Here is an 18,393-nt window from a genome sequence, read left to right as displayed (position 1 = left end):
GCATACGGCCCCTGACAGCCTGCACATCATGGCACAGAGCCGGTGCGCCTCCGGCCGCTTTGGCAGCGGCGATACGGCCACAGATAGGGTCGTCCCGGTGGCACACCTACTGGGGGCCGAAGCCCTCCACCTCGAGTATCCGACCCAGGTGGTGCTCGACTCCGTGACGGTCGGCGTCAACGAGGGCGCCCGCATCGGCATCGTCGGACGCAACGGCGACGGAAAATCCAGTCTGATGGGCATGCTCACCGGCCGGATCACCCCGAATTCCGGCCGGGTGACGCGCCGCGGCGGCGTGCGGGTGACCGCTCTGGATCAGGCCGACACCCTCGAGCCGGGCAGTACCGTTGGCAGTTCGCTGGTCGGCGACCAGCCTGAGCATGAATGGGCCGGCGATCCCCGGGTGCGTGACGTCGTCGCCGGGCTGCTCTCCGACATCGACTGGCAGACCCCGGTCTCCTCGCTGTCCGGCGGGCAGCGACGCCGGGTGCAGCTGGCCACCCTGCTCATCGGCGACTGGGACGTCATCGCCCTCGACGAACCCACCAACCACCTCGACATCGAGGGCATCACCTGGCTGGCCGAACACCTCAAGAACCGGTGGCCCGGCAGCGCCGGCGGGCTGTTGGTGGTGACCCACGACCGCTGGTTCCTCGACGAGGTCGCCAACACGACGTGGGAGGTGCACGACGGGGTCGTCGAGCCGTTCGAGGGCGGCTACGCGGCCTACGTGCTGCAGCGCGTCGAGCGCGACCGGATCGCGGCGGCCACCGAAGCCAAGCGGCAGAACCTGATGCGCAAGGAGCTGGCCTGGCTGCGCCGCGGTGCACCCGCGCGGACGTCCAAGCCCAGGTTCCGAATCGACGCGGCCAACCAGCTGATCGCCGACGTGCCGCCGCTGCGCAACACCGTCGAGTTGGCCAAGCTGGCGACCGCGCGTCTGGGCAAGGACGTCATCGACCTGCTCGACGCATCGGTGTCCTTCGACGGCAGGACGGTGTTGCGCGACGTCGAGTGGCGCATCGCTCCCGGCGAACGCACCGGAATCGTCGGGGCCAACGGCGCCGGGAAGTCCACGCTGCTGGGCTTGATCGCCGGGACGCTGAGCCCGGACAGCGGCCGGGTCAAGCGCGGCAAGACCGTCCGCCTGGCGGTGCTCGACCAGCAGTCCAGCCAGCTGACGGAGATCGCCGGTGACCTGGTGCGGGAGGTTCTGGGCCGGCTCAAAGCAGGGTACGTGGTCGACGGGCGCGAGCTGACGCCGGCACAACTGTTGGAGCGCTTGGGTTTTCGCCGCGATCAGCTCTCCTCCCGGGTGGGCGAGCTCTCCGGCGGACAGCGACGGCGTCTGCAGCTGATGCTCACCCTGCTCGAAGAACCCAACGTCCTGGTGCTCGACGAGCCGACCAACGACGTCGACATCGACATGCTCTCGGCCACTGAGGATCTGCTCGACTCGTGGCCCGGCACCCTCATCGTCGTCTCCCACGACCGGTACCTGCTCGAACGCATCACCGACCAGCAGTACGCGATCATCGACGGCCATCTTCGCCACCTCCCCGGTGGCGTCGACGAGTACCTGCGCATCGCCGCGCGGCGACGGGCCCAGGCGGGCACCGGCCGGCCTGCGGAGGAGTCCGGCACGCCGGTGGCACTGTCAGGGGCTGAGTTGCGCAACGTCGAGAAGGAGATCGCCGCACTGGACCGGGCCTTGGCCAAGTTGGCCGAACGAGTCAACGCCACACACGTCGAACTGGCCGAGCACGACCAATCCGACCACGTCGGGATCACCCGTCTGACTCAGCAATTACGCGGGCTCGAAAGCGACGTGGCAGACAAGGAAAGCCGGTGGCTGGAGCTCTCCGAGCTCATCGAGTAGCGATTCGCAACCGGTCAGCGCTGTCGCGCACCACAGCGAGCTGCTTGGCGACCTGAATGGGTGCGGTACCGCCGCGGGCGTCGCGCGAGGACACCGAGCCCTCCACGGTCAGCACGTCGCGCACCTCGGGGGTCAGGGCCTCGCTGATCTGCGCCAGTTCGTCGTCGGTCAGCTCGTTGAGGCCGACTCCGCGGCTCTCGGCCGTGCGGACCGCCGCGCCCGCGGCCTCGTGTGCGATCCGGAACGGAACCCCGCGGCGTACCAGCCATTCGGCGACGTCGGTGGCCAGCGTGTAGCCGGCCGGCGCCAGCGCGGCCATCCGCTCGGTGTCGAACCGCAAAGTGGCGACCAGGCCGGCCATCGCCGGCAGCACGAGCTCCAGCTGGGCGACGGAATCGAACACCGGCTCCTTGTCCTCCTGAAGATCGCGGTTGTAGGCCAGCGGTTGAGCCTTCAGCGTCGCCAGCAGACCGGTCAGGTTGCCGATCAGCCGGCCCGACTTGCCGCGGGCCAGCTCGGCGATGTCGGGGTTCTTCTTCTGCGGCATGATCGAGCTGCCCGTGGACCACGAGTCGTGCAAGGTCACGTAGCCGAATTCGGTAGTGCTCCAGATGATGATGTCCTCGGCGAGCCGGGACAGGTCGACGGCGATCATGGCAAGCACGAACGCCGCCTCGGCGGCGAAGTCCCGCGCGGCGGTCGCGTCGATCGAATTGTCCGCTGCCGCAGCGAATCCCAGCTCCTCGGCGATCGCGTCTGGATCCAGGCCGAGCGACGAGCCGGCCAGCGCACCCGAACCGTAGGGCGATACCGCGGTACGCCGGTCGAAGTCGACGATGCGATCCACATCGCGCAACAACGGGTGTGCGTGAGCCAGCAGGTGGTGGGCCAGCAGCACCGGCTGCGCGGCCTGCAGATGAGTCTTGCCCGGCATGACCGCCGTCGGGTGGGCAGCCGCCTGGGTCGCCAGCGCCGAGACCACCTCCAGTGCGCCGGTCGCGACGCGACCCATCGCGTCGCGCAACCACATCCGGAACAGCGTGGCCACCTGGTCGTTGCGGGACCGCCCGGCCCGCAGCCGGCCCCCCAGATCGGCGCCGACGCGATCGATGAGGCCGCGCTCCAGCGCGCCGTGCACGTCCTCGTCGGTGACCAGCGGGGTGAAGCTACCGTCGGCGACGTCGGCGCCCAGGCTGTCCAGCCCGGCCAGCAGACCGTCGCGCTGTTCGTCGGTGAGCAACCCGGCCCGGTGCAGGACCTTCGCGTGGGCCTTGGAAGCGGCGACGTCATAGGGCGCCAGCACCCAGTCGAAGTGGGTGGACTTACTCAGGGCCGCCAGCGCGGGCGCCGGCCCGTCGGCGAAGCGCCCACCCCACAGCGAGCCCTCGTTGGTAGTCATGCCTGCCATTCCATCGCGTCGAGATCGAGGTTTTGTCGGGATTCACTCGCACCATCGCGGCGAAACGTCGGTTTGGCCGTCACAAACTGAGGTCCCGGCGCGCGGCGATCTTCGACGACAGCCCGTGCAGGTGCACGAAGCCCTTGGCTGCCGACTGGTCGAAGGTGTCACCCTCGTCGTAGGTCGCCAGGTTGAAGTCATAGAGCGACTCCGGGCTGCGCCGGCCGTTGACGGCGATGTGACCGCCGTGCAGCACCAGCCGGATCTCGCCGGTCACCTTCTCCTGAGTCTTGGCGACGAACGCCTCCAGCGCACTCTTCAGCGGGGAGAACCACAACCCGTCGTACACCAGCTCACCCCAGCGCTGGTCGGTGAGCCGCTTGAACCGGCCGAGTTCGCGTTCCAGGGTGATGTGTTCGAGCTCGGTGTGCGCGGTGATCAACACCATCGCACCCGGGGCTTCGTAGATCTCCCGACTCTTGATGCCGACCAGGCGGTCCTCGACCACGTCCAGCCGCCCCACACCCTGCGCGCCGGCCCGCCGGTTGAGTTCGACGATGGCATCCAGCACCGTGACCGGATTGCCGTCGATGGACACCGGTACGCCGCGCTCGAAACCGACGATGACCTCGTCAGGAGTGTTCCAGTTGAGCGTGGGGTCTTCGGTGTAGTCGTAGACATCCTTGGTCGGGGCGTTCCAAAGGTGTTCCAGGAAGCCGGTTTCCACCGCACGCCCCCACACGTTCTGATCGATGGAGAACGGTGAGCGCTTGCTGACGTTGATCGGGATCGCGTTCTCCTCGGCGAAGGCGATGGCCTTCTCGCGAGTCCAGGCGTAGTCGCGGACCGGGGCGAGTACCTCCAGATCCGGTGCCAGCGAGGCGAATCCGACCTCGAAGCGAACCTGGTCGTTGCCTTTACCAGTGCAGCCGTGGGCGACCATGCCGCCGCCGTACTCGCGGGCGGCGGCCACCAGGTGTTTGACGATCAGTGGGCGACTGAGCGCCGACACCAGCGGGTAGCGGTCCATGTAGAGCGCGTTGGACTGGATGGCCGGCAGGCAGTAGTCGTCGGCGAACTCGTCGCGAGCGTCGACCACGACCGCCTCGACGGCACCGCAGTCCAGGGCACGCTGGCGGACCACCTCCATGTCCTCGCCGCCCTGACCGAGATCGATGGCCACGGCCACGACCTCACGGCCGGTCTCCTTGCCGATCCAGCTGATGGCCACCGAGGTGTCCAGACCGCCGGAATACGCCAAGATGACGCGCTCGGACATGAAGTGTCTCCTTTGTTGTGGGGCGCTATCGGATGTTGTCGAACATGGTGGCCAGTTCCGCGCCGGTCATCGGCTCGCGGGCCACCACAAGGATGGTGTCGTCACCGGCGATGGTGCCGACGACGTCGGGCAGCGCGGCCCGGTCGATGGCGCTGGCCAGGTAGTGCGCCGCCCCCGGCGGGGTACGCAGCACGGTCAGGTTGCCACTGGCGTCGGTGGACACCAGCAGGTCGGCGAGCAGCCGGAACATGCGCTCGGTACCACCGGACACCCCGCGCACCGGGCTGCCGTCCTCGGGGACGACGTAGACGCCGACCCCGCCGTCGGCGCCGCGCAGCTTGACCGCCCCGAGTTCCTCCAGATCGCGTGACAGCGTCGCCTGGGTGACCTCGATACCCTCGCCGGCCAGCAGCGTGGCGAGCTCGCCCTGGCTGTGCACCGACTGCGACGACAGAAGGGCCACGATCCTGGCCTGCCTGCCGGCGCGGTTGGTGCTGACTTCGGTGGTCATCGCTGCTCCAGCAGCCAGACCAGCAGCAGGAATTGCCGAAGGGTGCTCATACTGCTGCCTTTTCGAGGATGTCGGGCAGTGCGGCCAGGAAGCTGTCGATCTGACCCTCGGTGATCACCAGCGGCGGCGCCAGCCGGATCACATCCGGAGCGGCGGCGTTGACCAGGAATCCCGCCTCGCGGGCAGCGGTCTCGATGATCTTGCCCTGCGGCGCGGTCAGCACCACACCGCGCAGCAGGCCGCGTCCGCGGACGTGGTCGACCAGAGGGTGATTCAGCGACTCGATGCCGTGGCTGAGCGTCTTGCCGAGCACCTCGGCTCGTTTCACCAGATCGCCGGCGGCCAGCACTCGCAACACAGCCAGCGCCGCCGCCGTGCACACCGGGTTGCCGCCGAAGGTGCTGCCGTGCAACCCCGGCGTCATCAGATCGGCGGCTGGGCCGATCCCCAGGCATGCCCCGATCGGCAGCCCGCCACCGAGACCCTTGGCCAGCGTGACGACATCGGGTGTGATGCCGTCATGCTGGTGGGCGAAGAAGGCGCCCGTACGCCCGACCCCGGTCTGCACCTCGTCGAGAACGAGCAGTGCGCCGTGGCGACTGGTGATCTCACGCGCGGCGACCAGATAGCCGGCCGGGGGAACGACGACGCCGCCCTCGCCCATGATCGGCTCGAGGAACACCGCGGCGGTGTCGTCACCCACGGCGGCGGCAAGCGCATCGCCGTCACCGTAGGGCACGTGCGTGACGTATCCGGGCAGCGGCTCGAAGGGCGCCTGCTTGGCGGGCTGACCGGTCAGCGCCAGTGCCCCCATGGTGCGGCCGTGGAACGCGTTCTCGGCGGCGACGATCTTGGTCCGCCCGGTCAGCCGGGTCAGCTTGAATGCGACCTCGTTGGCCTCGGCACCCGAATTGCAGAAGAAGACCCGGGTGGGCACCTCGGCGCCGAGGTGGTCGACCAGCGCTTCGGCCAGGGCGATTCCCGGTTCGGTGGCGTACAGGTTGGAGGTGTGGCCCAGGGTGTCGAGCTGGGTGGTGACGGCCTCGATGACCGCCGGATGACGGTGGCCGAGCACGTTGACGGCGATTCCGGCGAGCAGGTCGATGTAGGTCTTGCCGTCGACGTCGGTGACCACCGCGCCGTCGCCGGTGGCCAGCGCCACCGGCGGCGTGCCGTAGTTGTTCATCATCACCGACTGCCAGCGCTGCTGCATGGCCTCGGTATTGGTCATGAAGTCACCTTCGTCCCGGTCCCTTCGTCGGTGAACAGTTCGACCAGCACGCAGTGCTCCACCCGGCCGTCGATCACATGCGCGCTGGGAACGCCGCCCTCCACTGCCCGCAGGCACGCCTCGATCTTGGGCACCATGCCCGCTTCCAGGCTCGGCAGCAGCTGTGTCAGGGTGGCGATGTCGACCTCGCTGACCAGCGAGTCGCGGTCGGGCCAGCGGGTGTAGAGGCCTTCGACGTCGGTGAGCATCAGCAGCTTCTCCGCGCCGAGGCCTTCGGCGAGCGCCGCGGCCGCGGTGTCGGCGTTGATGTTGTGCACTACCCCGTCGGCGTCCGGGGCGATGGTGGAGACCACCGGAATGCGGCCTGCCGCAATGAGATCCAGCACCGCTGCGGTATTGACCTGCTCGACGTCGCCGACCAGGCCGATATCGGTGGCCACGCCGTCGACGTTGACGCTGCGCCGCACCGCGGTGAACAGCGCGGCGTCCTCGCCGGTGAGTCCGACCGCGTAGGGGCCGTGCGTGTTGATCAGGTTCACCAGCTCGCGGCCGACCTGGCCGAAGAGCACCATCCGCGCGACGTCGAGCACCTCGGGTGTGGTGACCCGGAAGCCGCCCTTGAAATCGCCTGCGATGCCGAGCTTCTTGAGCATGGCGGTGATCTGCGGGCCGCCGCCGTGTACCACCACCGGATGGATTCCCACATTGCGCAGGAACACCATGTCGGCAGCGAACGCCGCCTTGAGCACATCATCGGTCATCGCGTTGCCGCCGTACTTGACCACCACGATCTTGCCGTGCAGCGCCTTGAGCCACGGCAGGGCTTCGGCCAATACGGCCGCCTTGGTGTTGGTGGTGACAGTCATGAGCTGTAGGCCGAGTTCACTTCGACGTAGGCGTGCGACAGGTCGGTGGTCCGGATGGTGGCCCGTGCCTCACCGAGCTTGAGGTCGACGGTGACGTCGACGTCCCGGCCCGACAGGTCGACATCGCGTGCCCCGGCAGCACCAGCCCCGTCGATGCACACCGGGAAACCGTTGAACGACACGTCGATCCGCTGGTGCTCAATAGGGAACGGGACCATGCCGACGGCAGCCAGCACCCGGCCCCAGTTCGGGTCGGAACCGAACAGGGCGGTCTTGACCAGGCTGTCGCGGGCGATCACCCGCGCTGCGACGACAGCGTCGTCCTCACTGGGGGCACCGGTGACGGTCACGGCGATGCGCTTGGTCGCCCCCTCGGCGTCGGCCTGCAGTTGTGCGCACAGATCGTCACAGACCCGTAGCACGGCCTCGTCGAGTTCCTCCTGGGTCGGGGCGATTTCGCTGGCGCCGGAGGCCAACAGCAGCACGGTGTCGTTGGTCGAGCAGCTGCCGTCGACATCGAGGCGGTCGAAGGTCTTGGCCGCGGCCCGGCGCAGGGCGGTGTCCAGCGCGGCGGCGGCGGCCACGGCGTCGGTGGTCAACACCACCAGCATGGTGGCCAGCGACGGGGCCAGCATCCCGGCGCCCTTGGCCATACCGCCGACAGTCCAGTTCTGCCCGGAGTCGGGCGAATGGTGCAGCGCAACCTGTTTGGCCACGGTGTCGGTGGTCATGATGGCCCGGGCGGCTTCCTCTCCTCCGGTGAGTCCACCGCCGAGCTCGCGGACGATTTCGGTAACGCCGGCCAGCACCCTGTCCATCGGCAGCCGGTCGCCGATCAATCCGGTGGAGCAGACCGCGACCTCGATCGGTCCCGTCTCGGTGCCCCAGTCGGACAAAGCGGAGGCGACGGCCTCCGCCGTGGCGTGAGTGTCCTGGAAGCCCTGCGACCCGGTACAGGCATTGGCGCCGCCGGAATTCAGCAGAACCGCCCGCAGCCGGCCGGTGGTCAGCACTTGCTGGCTCCACAGCACCGGCGCCGCCTTCACCTGGTTGCGGGTGAACACCCCGGCGGCCGCGTAGTCGGGTCCTTCGTTGAGCACCAGGGCGAGGTCCAGCGCCGCAGGCTTCTTGATACCCGCGGCGATTCCGGTGGCCCGGAATCCCGCCGGCGCGGTGACGCCCTGGGTGCGCAGCAGTTTGGTACTCGCGAGCGTCACGGCGCCACTCCCACGGTCGACAGTCCTTCGGTCTCCGGCCAGCCCAAGGCGAGGTTCATCGACTGCACCGCGGCACCCGCAGTCCCCTTCACCAGGTTGTCGATGGCGCACACCGCGACCAGCACTCCGGCGTCGGCGTCGACGGCCACGGCCAGTTGCGCGGCGTTGCTGCCGATCACCGAGCCGGTGCGGGGCAGCTGGCCCTCCGGAAGCAGGTGGATGAACAGCTCTGAGCCATAAGCCTTTTCGTAGGCGGCGCGGATCTTCGACAGCGTTGCGGTGGTCCGCGCCGTGCAGGTGGCCAGGATCCCGCGCGAGGTAGGGATGAGCACCGGGGTGAACGACACCGTCACGGGCCGGTCGGTGACCGCACGGAGCCCCTGGGCGATCTCGGGGGTGTGCCGGTGCGCACCGGCGATGTTGTAGGCCCGGGCCGAACCGATGACCTCCGAACCCAGCAGGTCGCCCGTGGCGGCCCGGCCGGCTCCCGACGTGCCGCTGACGGCCACGACGGTGACCGCCGGCTCGACGAGGTCCTCGGCCACCGCGGGCAGCAGCGCGAGCAGCGCGGCGGTGGGATAGCAGCCGGGAACCGCGACCCGGTTGGTGCCCCGTAGCCGGTCCCGGCCGCCGGGCAGTTCGGGCAGCCCGTAGGGCCAGGTGCCGGCGTGTGCCGAGCCGTAGAACCGCTCCCAGTCGGCGGGGTCGGTGAGCCGGAAGTCGGCGCCGCAGTCGACGACCAGCGTCTCCTCGCCGAGCTGCTCGGCCAGGGCGGCCGAGTTGCCGTGCGGCAACGCCAGGAACACCACGTCGTGCCCGGCGAGGACGTCGAGGTCGGTGGGCTCCAGTACCCGGTCGGCCAGCGGCAGCAGGTGCGGGTGATGCTCGAAGAGCTGGGTGCCGGCGCTGGCCGCGGCGGTGAGCGCACCGATGGTCAGCCTGCCGTCGGCACATGCGGGATGGCCGAGCAGCAGACGCAGGATCTCACCGCCGGCATATCCGCTGGCACCGGCAATAGCGACCGAAGTCATCCCGCGATTCTGCATGTTTATGCAACCGTATGCAAATTCATTCCAGATCCCCGCCGCGAGCAGACGCAAAGGTCTCCAAAACACCGCGTTTTCCGGGACTTTTGCGTCTGCTCGCGGGGGAAATCAGGTGCGCAGGACGGCGCCGACGCGCTCGGCCGCGACAGCGAGCGCGGCATCGCGGGCGGCGCTGGCCTCGTCCTCGGTGAGCGTACGATCCGCCGCCCGGAACCGCAGCGCCAACGTCAGCGACTTGCGGCCCTCCCCGATCTGCGGACCGGTGTAGACGTCGAACAGCGCGACGTCCTCGAGCAGCTCGCCCGCACCGTCGCGCACCGCGTCGATGACCGCCTCCGCGGCCACGTCGCTGTCCACCACCACACTCAGGTCTTGGAACACCGCCGGGAAGGGCGAGACCCGCGGCGCGGGAAGTGTCTCGACGATCGGCACCCCGTCGAGATCGAGTTCCACCGCGCAGGTGCCCTTCGGCAGTCCCGAGCGTTCGATCACCGCGGGGTGCAACTGCCCGGCGTGACCGACGACGCGACCATCGACCACCACCTCGGCACACCGTCCCGGATGCCACGGCAGGTGCTGCGCGGCCCGCAGCGTCACATCGACTCCGCCCGCGCGGGCAATGATCCGCACCGCCTCAAAAGCGTCGGCGGCCTCCACCGGCCGGCCCGGCCCCCACGGGCCGCGCGGCTCGCGCAGCCCGGTCAGCACCGCGCCGACATGGACCGGCTGGTGCGGCAGCGAGGCGTTCAACGCAGCGATCTCGTCGTCGGTGGGCCTGCGATGGGTCGGGATCAGGTCGACGCCGCGGGTGGCCCCGGTCGGGTGAACCACCTGCGCGATCGAGAACAGAGCGACGTCGGCAAACCCACGAGAGACGTTGCGGGACAACGCTTCCAGCAGCGCGGGCAGCAATGTGGTGGCCAGGTGCGGTCGCTCGGCTTCCAGCGGGTTGAGCACCGTGGTGGTGCTGCGGCGCGGATCCTCGGCCGGCAGGCCCCACTGGTCGAAGACGCCCACCGGCAAGAACGGTGTGGGCAGCACCTCGACGAAGCCGGACAGCGCCAGCGACTTGCCGACCGCCCGGCGCCGCTTCTGCCCGGCCGTCAGGCCGCGGCCGGCAGGTGCGGCGGGCAGCACAGACGGGATCTTGTCCAAACCTTCGAGGCGCAGCACCTCCTCGACGAGGTCGGCGGGCTGCACCAGGTCGGGCCGCCAACTCGGCGGGGTAACCACGAGGATCGCCGGATCGGCGCTGTCCTCGTCGACACGGGCGCCGATCTGCGTCAGCCGGTTCACCGCGGCACCCGGCTCGTATTCCACGCCGGCCGTCCGGTCGGGCAGGTCGAATCGCATCCGCACCGGGTCAGGCGTCCACTGCTCCCGCGGCGGATCCCCACGCCAGTCGGTCAGCCGGGGCTCGACGGTCCCGCCGGCGATGTCGGCCAGCAGCGCCGCACAGCGGTCGAGTGCGGCCACCGAGATGGCCGGGTCGACCGACCGCTCGTAGCGGCGGCCGGCCTCGCTGACCAGGTGCAGGCGCCGCACCGTGCGGGACACCGCGGCCGGATCCCAGACAGCGGCCTCGAGCAGGACATCGGTGGAGTTGTCGTCGATCTCGGTGGTGCCGGCGCCCATCACTCCGCCGATGGCGGCGGTGGCAACGTCGTCGACGATGAGCACGTCACCCGGATCGAGCTTGCGTTCGATGTCGTCGAGGGTGACCACGGTCTCCCCCGGCTTGGCGAAGCGCACCGCGAAGTCGCCGTGAATGCGGCTGCTGTCGTGGGCGTGCATCGGGTGGCCCAGTTCGAGCATCACGTAGTTGGTGACGTCGACCGCCGGTGAGATCGGGCGGATACCGCAGAGCATCAGCCGGCGGCGTAACCACCACGGCGACTGGGCTTTCGGGTCGACACCGGTGACCGGGCGCAGCGCGAAGCGGCTGACCCCGGTGCCGGGCTGAACCGTCACCGCAAGCGCCGGGCCGTCGACCGGCAGTGGGGGCACGTCGGCGGGATCGACATAGTCCAGGCCATAGGCGCAGGCGATCTCACGAGCGATGCCCCGGATCGACATGCAGTAACCGCGATCCGGCGTGACCGCCAGGTCGAACACCACATCGTCGAGACCCAGCAGGCCGACGCCGTCCTCGCCCGGTTCGGCGGTGCCCGGCGGCAGCACTAGGATCCCCGAATGGTCTGCGCCCAAACCCAATTCGGCGGCCGAGCAGATCATGCCGTCCGACAGGCGGCCGTAGGTCTTGCGGCTGGCGATGTGGAAGTCGCCCGGCAACGTGGTGCCGGGAAGCGCCACCACCACCAGGTCACCGATAGCAAAGTTCGTTGCGCCGCAGACGATGTCGCGGTCCTCCGATTCACCGACGTCGACCTTGCACGCCCTGATGGGTTTCTTGAACTCGGTCAGCTCCTCGACGGCGGTCACCCGCCCGACGGTCAGCGGACCACTCACCGGCCCGAGGGCGACGATGTCCTCGACCTCGTGGCCCACGCGGATCAGAGCCTGCTCGAGGTCGCGCGGTTCGACGTCCCAGCCCGGGGCGCCGCGCTGGACGACCTCACGCAACCAGCTGTAGGGAAGGCGCATCAGACCCCGACCCCGAACGGCAACGAGAACCGGACGTCACCCTCGACCATGTCCCGCATGTCGGGAATGCCGTTGCGGAACTGCAAAGTCCGCTCCAGACCCATGCCGAAGGCAAAGCCCGAGTAGACCTCCGGGTCTATTCCGGCCGCCCGCAATACATTCGGGTTGACCATGCCGCAGCCGCCCCATTCGACCCAGCCGGCGCCGCCCTTCTTGCTCGGGAACCAGATGTCGACCTCGGCCGAGGGCTCGGTGAACGGGAAGAAGTGCGGGCGCATGCGGGTCCGTGCGGTCGGCCCGAACTCCGAGCGCGCGAACGCGTCGAGTGTGCCGCGCAGATGCGCCATCGTCAGGCCGCGGTCCACCGCCAGCCCCTCCACCTGATGGAAGACCGGGGTGTGGGTGGAGTCCAGCTCGTCGGTGCGGAACGTGCGCCCGATCGAGACGATGTAGACGGGCAGCTCACGATCCAGCAGCGTGCGCACCTGCACCGGCGAGGTGTGGGTACGCAGCAGCTGGCGCGATCCTTCCGGCGCGACGTGGAACGTGTCGGACTCGCTGCGCGCCGGATGGTCCGGCGGGAAGTTCAGGGCGTCGAAGTTGAACTGCTCGGTCTCGACCTCGGGACCTTCGGCCAGCTCCCACCCCATCGCCACGAAGGTGTCGGCGATGTGTTCGGCCAGGATTGTGATGGGATGTCGCGCACCGACGGGCTGACGCGTCGAGGGCAGCGTGACGTCGACGGCCTCGGCCACCAGGACGGCCGCGTCACGCTCGGCGCGCAGCACCGCCAGCCGATCGTCGTAGCCCTGCTGGGCCTCGCCGCGGGCGGTGTTGACCCGCTTGCCGGCGTCGACCCGGTCCGCCTTGGCCAGGGCGGCCAGCGCCTGACGGGCCAGCGCCAGCGGGGCGCGGTCACCGAGGTGTTCGGTCTTCGCGCGAGCCAGCGCGTCGAGATCGGCTGCCGCCTCGAAGGCGTGCCGGGCCGCGGCGACGGCCTTGGTCAGCGATTCCTGCGACAGCAGGTCGTCGGCTTGCTCACCCACGCGGCGAGACTCTCCTTCGCAGGCCGGATTCGTTCGCGACACGGGTGTGACGCAAGAGCCGATCATAGGTGATGCCAGAATGGCGCCTCGCGGGCATTTCGCGTACCTGGAGGTCAACCGGGTTCAGACCTTCGGGGAGGTCAAATGACCAGACCGCTGATCGTGGTCACCGTCTGGGCGGTGGCCATCGCTCTGGGCGCACTGGGGGTGTTCGTCCACTGGCTGTGGTGGGTGCCAGCCGGTGTCATGGCAGCCCTGGCCGCACTGGGTACCTGGGACGTCCTGCAGACCAAGCACACGATCCTGCGCGCGTTCCCGATCCTCGGCCACACCCGGTTCCTCGCCGAAATGCTGCGCCCGGAGATCCGCCAGTACTTCGTCGAGGCGAACACCGAGGCCAGCCCGTTCGACCGGGAGACCCGCGACATGGTCTACGAGCGGGCCAAGGGCATCAACAGCGAGGAGCCGTTCGGCACCGAGCGCAACGTCTATGCGCTGGGTTATGAGTTCCTTCGCCACTCGTTGCGGGCCCGGATGGCCACCGACCTGGCCCCGACAGTCCGGCTGGGCGGCCCGGACTGCGCGCAGCCCTATGACATCGCGCTGCTCAACGTCTCGGCGATGAGCTTCGGGGCACTGTCTGGCAACGCGATCGAGGCGCTCAACGGCGGCGCGGCCCGCGGCGGCTTCGCCCACGACACCGGAGAGGGTGCGATCAGCGCCTACCACCTCAAGCACGGCGGCGACCTGATCTGGGAGGTCGCCTCGGGCTACTTCGGCTGCCGCGACGCCGACGGTCACTTCGACGCCGCCAAGTTCGTGGAGAAGTCGGCGCTGCGCTCGGTCAAGGCGATCTCGATCAAGCTGTCCCAGGGCGCCAAGCCGGGGCTCGGCGGCGTGCTGCCCGGCGCGAAGGTGACCGCTGAGATCGCCGCCTGCCGCGGCGTACCCGTGGGTCAGACGGTGATCTCCCCGCCGGCGCACACTGCGTTCCGTACGCCGCTGGAGCTGATGCATTTCATCGCGACGCTGCGCAGCCTCTCCGGCGGCAAGCCGGTGGGGTTCAAGCTGTGCGTGGGTGCGCGCACCGAGTTCCTGTCGATCTGCAAGGCAATGCTGCAGACTGGCATCACCCCCGACTTCATCATCGTCGACGGCTCCGAGGGCGGCACCGGCGCCGCACCGCAGGAATTCGAGGACCACGTCGGCATGCCACTGACCGAAGGCCTGATGCTGGTGCACAATTGCCTGGTCGGCGTCGGGCTGCGCCGCCACATCAAGATCGGCGCCTGTGGCAAGGTGGCCGGCGGGGGCGACGTCGTCACCCGCATCTGCCAGGGCGCGGACTTCACCATGGCGGCGCGCGCCATGATGTTCGCCCTGGGCTGCATCCAGGCGATGAAGTGCAACACCAACGCCTGCCCCACCGGGGTGGCCACCCAGAACCCCAGGCTGGCGCGGGCCCTCTACGTGCCGGACAAGATCGAACGGGTGGCCAACTTCCAGCGGTCGACGGTGGCCAGTGCCGCGCAGATCGTGGCCTCGATGGGACTCGACAGCTTCGATGAGCTCGAGCCGTCGATGCTCAACCGCCGCATCGAAGGTCAACGCACCCGCACCTATGCCGAGATCTACGACTGGCTGATGCCCGGTGAGCTCTTGGAGGATCCGCCCGAATCCTGGCGCTCCGACTGGGTCGAAGCCTGCGCCGAGGAGTTCCGTTAGACCGCGGGCTCAGGCAGCGGCGCTGCTTCGAGCGCGCGCCGCGCAGTGCGCCAGCGGGTGATCCGGTACGCGGTCGCGGCGCCGACGACGCCCAGCGTGGACGTGACCACCAGCGACAACGGCGTGTAGGCCATGATCATGTAGCCGAACGCGGCGGCGACGGCGAGCAGGCCATAGCGGGCGGTGGTCCAATGCGCCGGGTGCCCGAACCGGGCCCCGACCAGCATGCCGATCACCAGCGCGATCGCATGCCCGACGTTGGTGAAGTCGCCTTGCGAGGACGCCGCCGATCCGATCGCCACGGCCAGCCACCAGCCGGTCCACACCGCCCGCCAGGGGCGCGGGATCGCCGCGGTCAGCGTGCCCAAAACGGCCAGCGCGCCGTAGCTCATTCCGACGTCGGTGACGTCGACGATCGACACCGACAGCAGGCCCACGCCCACCGCGGCGGCCATCCCCGCGGCGACCACCAGCGTGGCGCCGACGTGGCCGATCGCGAAGGCCACCACCAGCCGCCGGCTGCGCCACAGCAGTTCCGCCAGGGCCAGCAGGGCCATCAGGCCCGGCAGCCAGACGTAGATCGGTCCGGCCTCGTTGACGAAAGCGCTGCCGATCAACGTGCCGACGCGCCCGTCACCCAGGTTTCGCAGATTGGTACTGGCGTGCCGGATGACCTGTTCGCGGACGTGCGGGCCGAGCAGCAGCAGCGCCGTGGCCACCGCGACCAGTGCCGCGGTGTAGCCCAAGGTGACCCGAACGCGGCCCAGTCGCGTCAACGCAGAGAGAAACATCGCCCTCCACTATGCCTGTGTCGTCTATGCCTGTGTCGTCCAAGTGTTCGGCAGCGATACCCGTCCCGGGGGCCTAACCGCGGCGCTGCGCCCTCGCGCTCTGATACAGGCAGATCGCCGCGGCGGCAGCCACATTGAGGCTCTCGGCGCCACCGGCCATCGGGATCGTGACGCGGTGATCGGCCAGTGCCGCCAGCACCGGCGACAATCCCTGCGCTTCCGGACCGAAGATCCACGCAGCCGGTTCACCCAGCAGCGCATCGGCGTCATCCATGCTCACGTCACCGTCGAGGGTCGTCGCCAGAAGCTTCAGGCCCGCGGCGCGCAGTGCGGTAAGCACAGCGGCAGTATCGGTTTCGACGATCACCGGCACCGAGAAGATGCTGCCCGCCGAGGATCGCAGGCATTTGCCGTTGTAGGGATCGACACTGTGCCCCGAAAAGATCATCGCGGCCGCACCCATGGCGTCAGCGAGCCGGATCAGCGTGCCCGCATTGCCGGGCTCGGACAGATCGACAGCAACCGCGAGCAACGCCGGCCCGGCGCTCAGCACCTCGCCGAGATCGGTGTCCGGTACCCGGCACACCGCGACGAGCCCGGCCGGGGTCACCGTCTCCGACAGCGCCTTGGCCGCGCGCTCGGTCACTGGGTGCACCGTCAGCCCGGCCAACAGGCCGGCATGGCGCGCTGCGGCGGACTCGGTGGCGAACACCTCCTCGACCAGACCGCGGCGCGCCGCCGCCTCGACGAGGTTCGGCCCTTCGGCCAGAAAGCGCCCAGCACGACGACGCCCGGTGTGGCGCTGCAGTTTGGCCGCAGCGACCACCCGGGCGGATCGTTCAGTGAGCGCCGCTGTCAGGGAGATGTCAGGCGGCTTCACCGGAAGGCGCGTTGACATCCTCCGGCAGGGCGGCCTTGGCGGCCTCGACCAGCGCGGTGAACGCGGCCGGGTCACTGACCGCGATCTCGGCGAGGTTCTTGCGGTCGACCTCGATCCCGGCGGCCTTGAGCCCCTGGATCAGCCGGTTGTAGGTGATGTCGTTGGCGCGGGCGGCCGCGTTGATGCGGGAGATCCACAGCTTGCGGAACTCGCCCTTGCGGGCTCGGCGGTCCCGGTAGGCGTAGGTCAACGAATGCAGCTGCTGCTCTTTGGCTTTGCGGTAGAGCCGCGAACGCTGGCCGCGGTAGCCCTTCGACGCCTTCAGTACTGTGCGCCGCTTCTTCTGGGCGTTGAGTGCGCGCTTCACGCGTGCCATGGGGTGTTCCTATTCTCGTTCGTTACACGGCGGGAGGGGTACGGCGCTTAGCCGTTCAGCATCTTGGTGACGCGCTTGGTGTCGTTGGCCGACACGGTGGTGCGGCCATCGAGGCGACGGGTGCGGCGGGTCGGCTTGTGCTCGAGCAGGTGGCGGCGGTTGGCCTTCTGCCGAACGATCTTGCCGGTGCCGGTACGGCGGAAGCGCTTGCTGGCCCCGCTGTGGGTCTTGGCCTTGGGCATGTGTCCTCAGTCCTATTCGTGTCGTGTGGTCAGGTTTCGGTGGGCGCTTCGGGTTCCGCGGCGGGTTGTGCCGCCGGCGCTCCGATCGTCTGCTGGGCCGCTTTGGCGCGAGTCTTCGCGCCGCGATGCGGTGCCAGCACCATCGTCATGTTGCGGCCGTCCTGTTTGGCGGACGTCTCGACGAAGCCGTGGTCGGCCACGTCGGCGGCCAACCGCTGGAGCAACCGGTACCCGAGTTCGGGCCGGGACTGCTCGCGGCCGCGGAACATGATCGTCACCTTGACCTTCGACCCGGCTTCCAGGAAGCGGACGACGTGGCCCTTCTTGGTCTCGTAGTCGTGCGGGTCGATCTTGGGACGAAGTTTCTGTTCCTTGACGACGGTCTGCTGCTGGTTCTTGCGAGACTCGCGCGCCTTCTGGGCCGTCTCGTACTTGTACTTGCCGTAGTCCATGATCTTGCAGACCGGTGGTCTGGCGTCCGGGGCTACTTCGACAAGGTCGAGATCGGCATCCGCAGCGACGCGGAGGGCGTCTTCGATGCGCACGATGCCTACCTGCTCGCCACCTGGTCCGATCAGACGGACTTCAGGTACGCGGATGCGCTCGTTGACGCGGGTCTCAGTGCTGATGGGGCCTCCCTGGTTCGTTTTCTCTTCTAACCGGCCGCGGTGTCGAGCACCGGGGATCAGCAGGGAAAACACCACGCCATCAGCAACCTGTTCCATCGAACAGAAGGGCCCTTGCATGAAGCAGGGCCCGATGCCGACCGATCACGGCCTTCGCCGCCTGCGGAAACCGCAGAACGGATACCGTGGCGGCATCCGCGACCGGACCGCTGAGCCTATGCGGCCAACGGTGGGAGCGGGACTCCACTTGCTGTCCCCGGCGTACGCCGGGACGGTCGTGCATGCCAGTCTAGCAGGCATGACGGATTCGACGACATCGCTTTCCGATGGGGCCCCGCCTGCCCGCGACCTGGCCGACATCCCGGCCGTCGAGGTCATCAGCCGGGCTGCGGTGATGTTGATGAGCGCCGCTGCGGAGAAACTCGGGCTGTCCTGCCCCGATCCCGACGCTTCCGAGCGGCGCGACCTCGACGAGGCCCGCCGTCTCATCACGGCCCTGGCCGGTCTGGTGACCGCGTCGGCGCAGTACCTCGGCCCGCACGCCGGTCCGATGCGGGACGGTCTGAAAAGCCTGCAGCTGGCCTTCCGCGAAGCCAGCTCCGCCCCCGACGAACCCGGGCAGGGTCCGGGCGAGAAGTACACCGGGCCCGTCCAGTAGCACCCTTGACTCATTTC

The 18,393-nt window shown here is 69.0% G+C and carries 17 protein-coding genes; 3 read left to right on the top strand and 14 right to left on the bottom strand.

The window, feature by feature from the left end; all coding sequences use genetic code 11:
• The first annotated feature begins 97 nt into the window (after window positions 1–97).
• On the top strand, window positions 98–1,879 hold the full coding sequence (locus tag K9U37_RS11920; RefSeq protein ID WP_243071866.1) for an ABC-F family ATP-binding cassette domain-containing protein: 1,782 nt from the start codon (window positions 98–100) through the stop codon (window positions 1,877–1,879).
• Here K9U37_RS11920 and argH read toward each other — a convergent pair.
• From argH to pheS, 9 genes are all read right to left on the bottom strand, one after another.
• Window positions 1,869–3,278: an argininosuccinate lyase gene (gene argH / locus K9U37_RS11915; RefSeq protein WP_243071865.1), complete on the bottom strand. Its 1,410-nt coding sequence runs from the start codon at window positions 3,276–3,278 to the stop codon at window positions 1,869–1,871. The two genes, K9U37_RS11920 and argH, sit on opposite strands and share 11 nt — an antisense overlap.
• A gap of 79 nt (window positions 3,279–3,357) precedes the next feature.
• The gene (locus K9U37_RS11910) at window positions 3,358–4,557 is read right to left on the bottom strand and encodes an argininosuccinate synthase (RefSeq protein WP_243071864.1); all 1,200 of its coding nucleotides are present in this window, start codon (window positions 4,555–4,557) and stop codon (window positions 3,358–3,360) included.
• A 25-nt stretch (window positions 4,558–4,582) separates the two neighbouring features.
• Window positions 4,583–5,068 carry an arginine repressor gene (locus K9U37_RS11905; RefSeq protein WP_243071863.1) on the bottom strand — a complete coding sequence of 162 codons (486 nt, stop codon included), beginning with the start codon at window positions 5,066–5,068 and terminating at the stop codon, window positions 4,583–4,585.
• Between the two features lie 46 nt (window positions 5,069–5,114).
• Window positions 5,115–6,299: an acetylornithine transaminase gene (locus K9U37_RS11900; protein WP_243071862.1), complete on the bottom strand. Its 1,185-nt coding sequence runs from the start codon at window positions 6,297–6,299 to the stop codon at window positions 5,115–5,117.
• Window positions 6,296–7,165, bottom strand: coding sequence for an acetylglutamate kinase (gene argB / locus K9U37_RS11895; protein WP_243071861.1), 870 nt, complete (start codon window positions 7,163–7,165; stop codon window positions 6,296–6,298). Before argB ends, K9U37_RS11900 begins: the two co-directional genes overlap by 4 nt.
• Complete coding sequence (gene argJ, locus K9U37_RS11890; RefSeq protein ID WP_243071860.1) at window positions 7,162–8,382, bottom strand: bifunctional glutamate N-acetyltransferase/amino-acid acetyltransferase ArgJ; 1,221 nt, start codon at window positions 8,380–8,382, stop codon at window positions 7,162–7,164. The genes argB and argJ overlap by 4 nt, the downstream gene beginning before the upstream one ends.
• Window positions 8,379–9,428, bottom strand: a complete 1,050-nt coding sequence (gene argC, locus K9U37_RS11885; protein WP_243071859.1) for an N-acetyl-gamma-glutamyl-phosphate reductase — start codon at window positions 9,426–9,428, stop codon at window positions 8,379–8,381. Before argC ends, argJ begins: the two co-directional genes overlap by 4 nt.
• A 108-nt stretch (window positions 9,429–9,536) precedes the next feature.
• The gene (gene pheT / locus K9U37_RS11880) at window positions 9,537–12,032 is read right to left on the bottom strand and encodes a phenylalanine--tRNA ligase subunit beta (protein ID WP_243071858.1); all 2,496 of its coding nucleotides are present in this window, start codon (window positions 12,030–12,032) and stop codon (window positions 9,537–9,539) included.
• Complete coding sequence (gene pheS, locus K9U37_RS11875; RefSeq protein WP_243071857.1) at window positions 12,032–13,078, bottom strand: phenylalanine--tRNA ligase subunit alpha; 1,047 nt, start codon at window positions 13,076–13,078, stop codon at window positions 12,032–12,034. The genes pheT and pheS overlap by 1 nt, the downstream gene beginning before the upstream one ends.
• A gap of 144 nt (window positions 13,079–13,222) precedes the next feature.
• Between pheS and K9U37_RS11870 the strand changes: the two genes are divergently transcribed.
• On the top strand, window positions 13,223–14,803 hold the full coding sequence (locus K9U37_RS11870; RefSeq protein ID WP_243071856.1) for an FMN-binding glutamate synthase family protein: 1,581 nt from the start codon (window positions 13,223–13,225) through the stop codon (window positions 14,801–14,803).
• Here the strand turns inward: K9U37_RS11870 and K9U37_RS11865 are convergent.
• From K9U37_RS11865 to infC, 5 genes are all read right to left on the bottom strand, one after another.
• Window positions 14,800–15,594, bottom strand: coding sequence for a rhomboid-like protein (locus K9U37_RS11865; RefSeq protein WP_243071855.1), 795 nt, complete (start codon window positions 15,592–15,594; stop codon window positions 14,800–14,802). The two genes, K9U37_RS11870 and K9U37_RS11865, sit on opposite strands and share 4 nt — an antisense overlap.
• Window positions 15,595–15,667: 73 nt before the next feature.
• Window positions 15,668–16,492 (bottom strand): TrmH family RNA methyltransferase, encoded by an 825-nt coding sequence (locus tag K9U37_RS11860; RefSeq protein WP_243071854.1) that lies wholly within the window; start codon window positions 16,490–16,492, stop codon window positions 15,668–15,670.
• Complete coding sequence (gene rplT, locus K9U37_RS11855) at window positions 16,461–16,850, bottom strand: 50S ribosomal protein L20 (protein ID WP_005149096.1); 390 nt, start codon at window positions 16,848–16,850, stop codon at window positions 16,461–16,463. Before rplT ends, K9U37_RS11860 begins: the two co-directional genes overlap by 32 nt.
• Window positions 16,851–16,897: 47 nt before the next feature.
• Complete coding sequence (gene rpmI, locus K9U37_RS11850) at window positions 16,898–17,092, bottom strand: 50S ribosomal protein L35 (protein WP_243071853.1); 195 nt, start codon at window positions 17,090–17,092, stop codon at window positions 16,898–16,900.
• 29 nt (window positions 17,093–17,121) lie between these two features.
• Complete coding sequence (gene infC / locus K9U37_RS11845; protein ID WP_243073348.1) at window positions 17,122–17,778, bottom strand: translation initiation factor IF-3; 657 nt, start codon at window positions 17,776–17,778, stop codon at window positions 17,122–17,124.
• A gap of 238 nt (window positions 17,779–18,016) precedes the next feature.
• Here infC and K9U37_RS11840 point away from each other — a divergent pair, with 238 nt between their 5' ends.
• Window positions 18,017–18,376 carry a DUF1844 domain-containing protein gene (locus K9U37_RS11840; RefSeq protein WP_243071852.1) on the top strand — a complete coding sequence of 120 codons (360 nt, stop codon included), beginning with the start codon at window positions 18,017–18,019 and terminating at the stop codon, window positions 18,374–18,376.
• The last annotated feature ends 17 nt before the right edge of the window (window positions 18,377–18,393 follow it).

It is taken from the genome of Candidatus Mycolicibacterium alkanivorans (assembly GCF_022760805.1).
GTDB lineage: Bacteria > Actinomycetota > Actinomycetes > Mycobacteriales > Mycobacteriaceae > Mycobacterium > Mycobacterium alkanivorans.
This window is presented reverse-complemented; position numbering and strand designations above follow the sequence as displayed.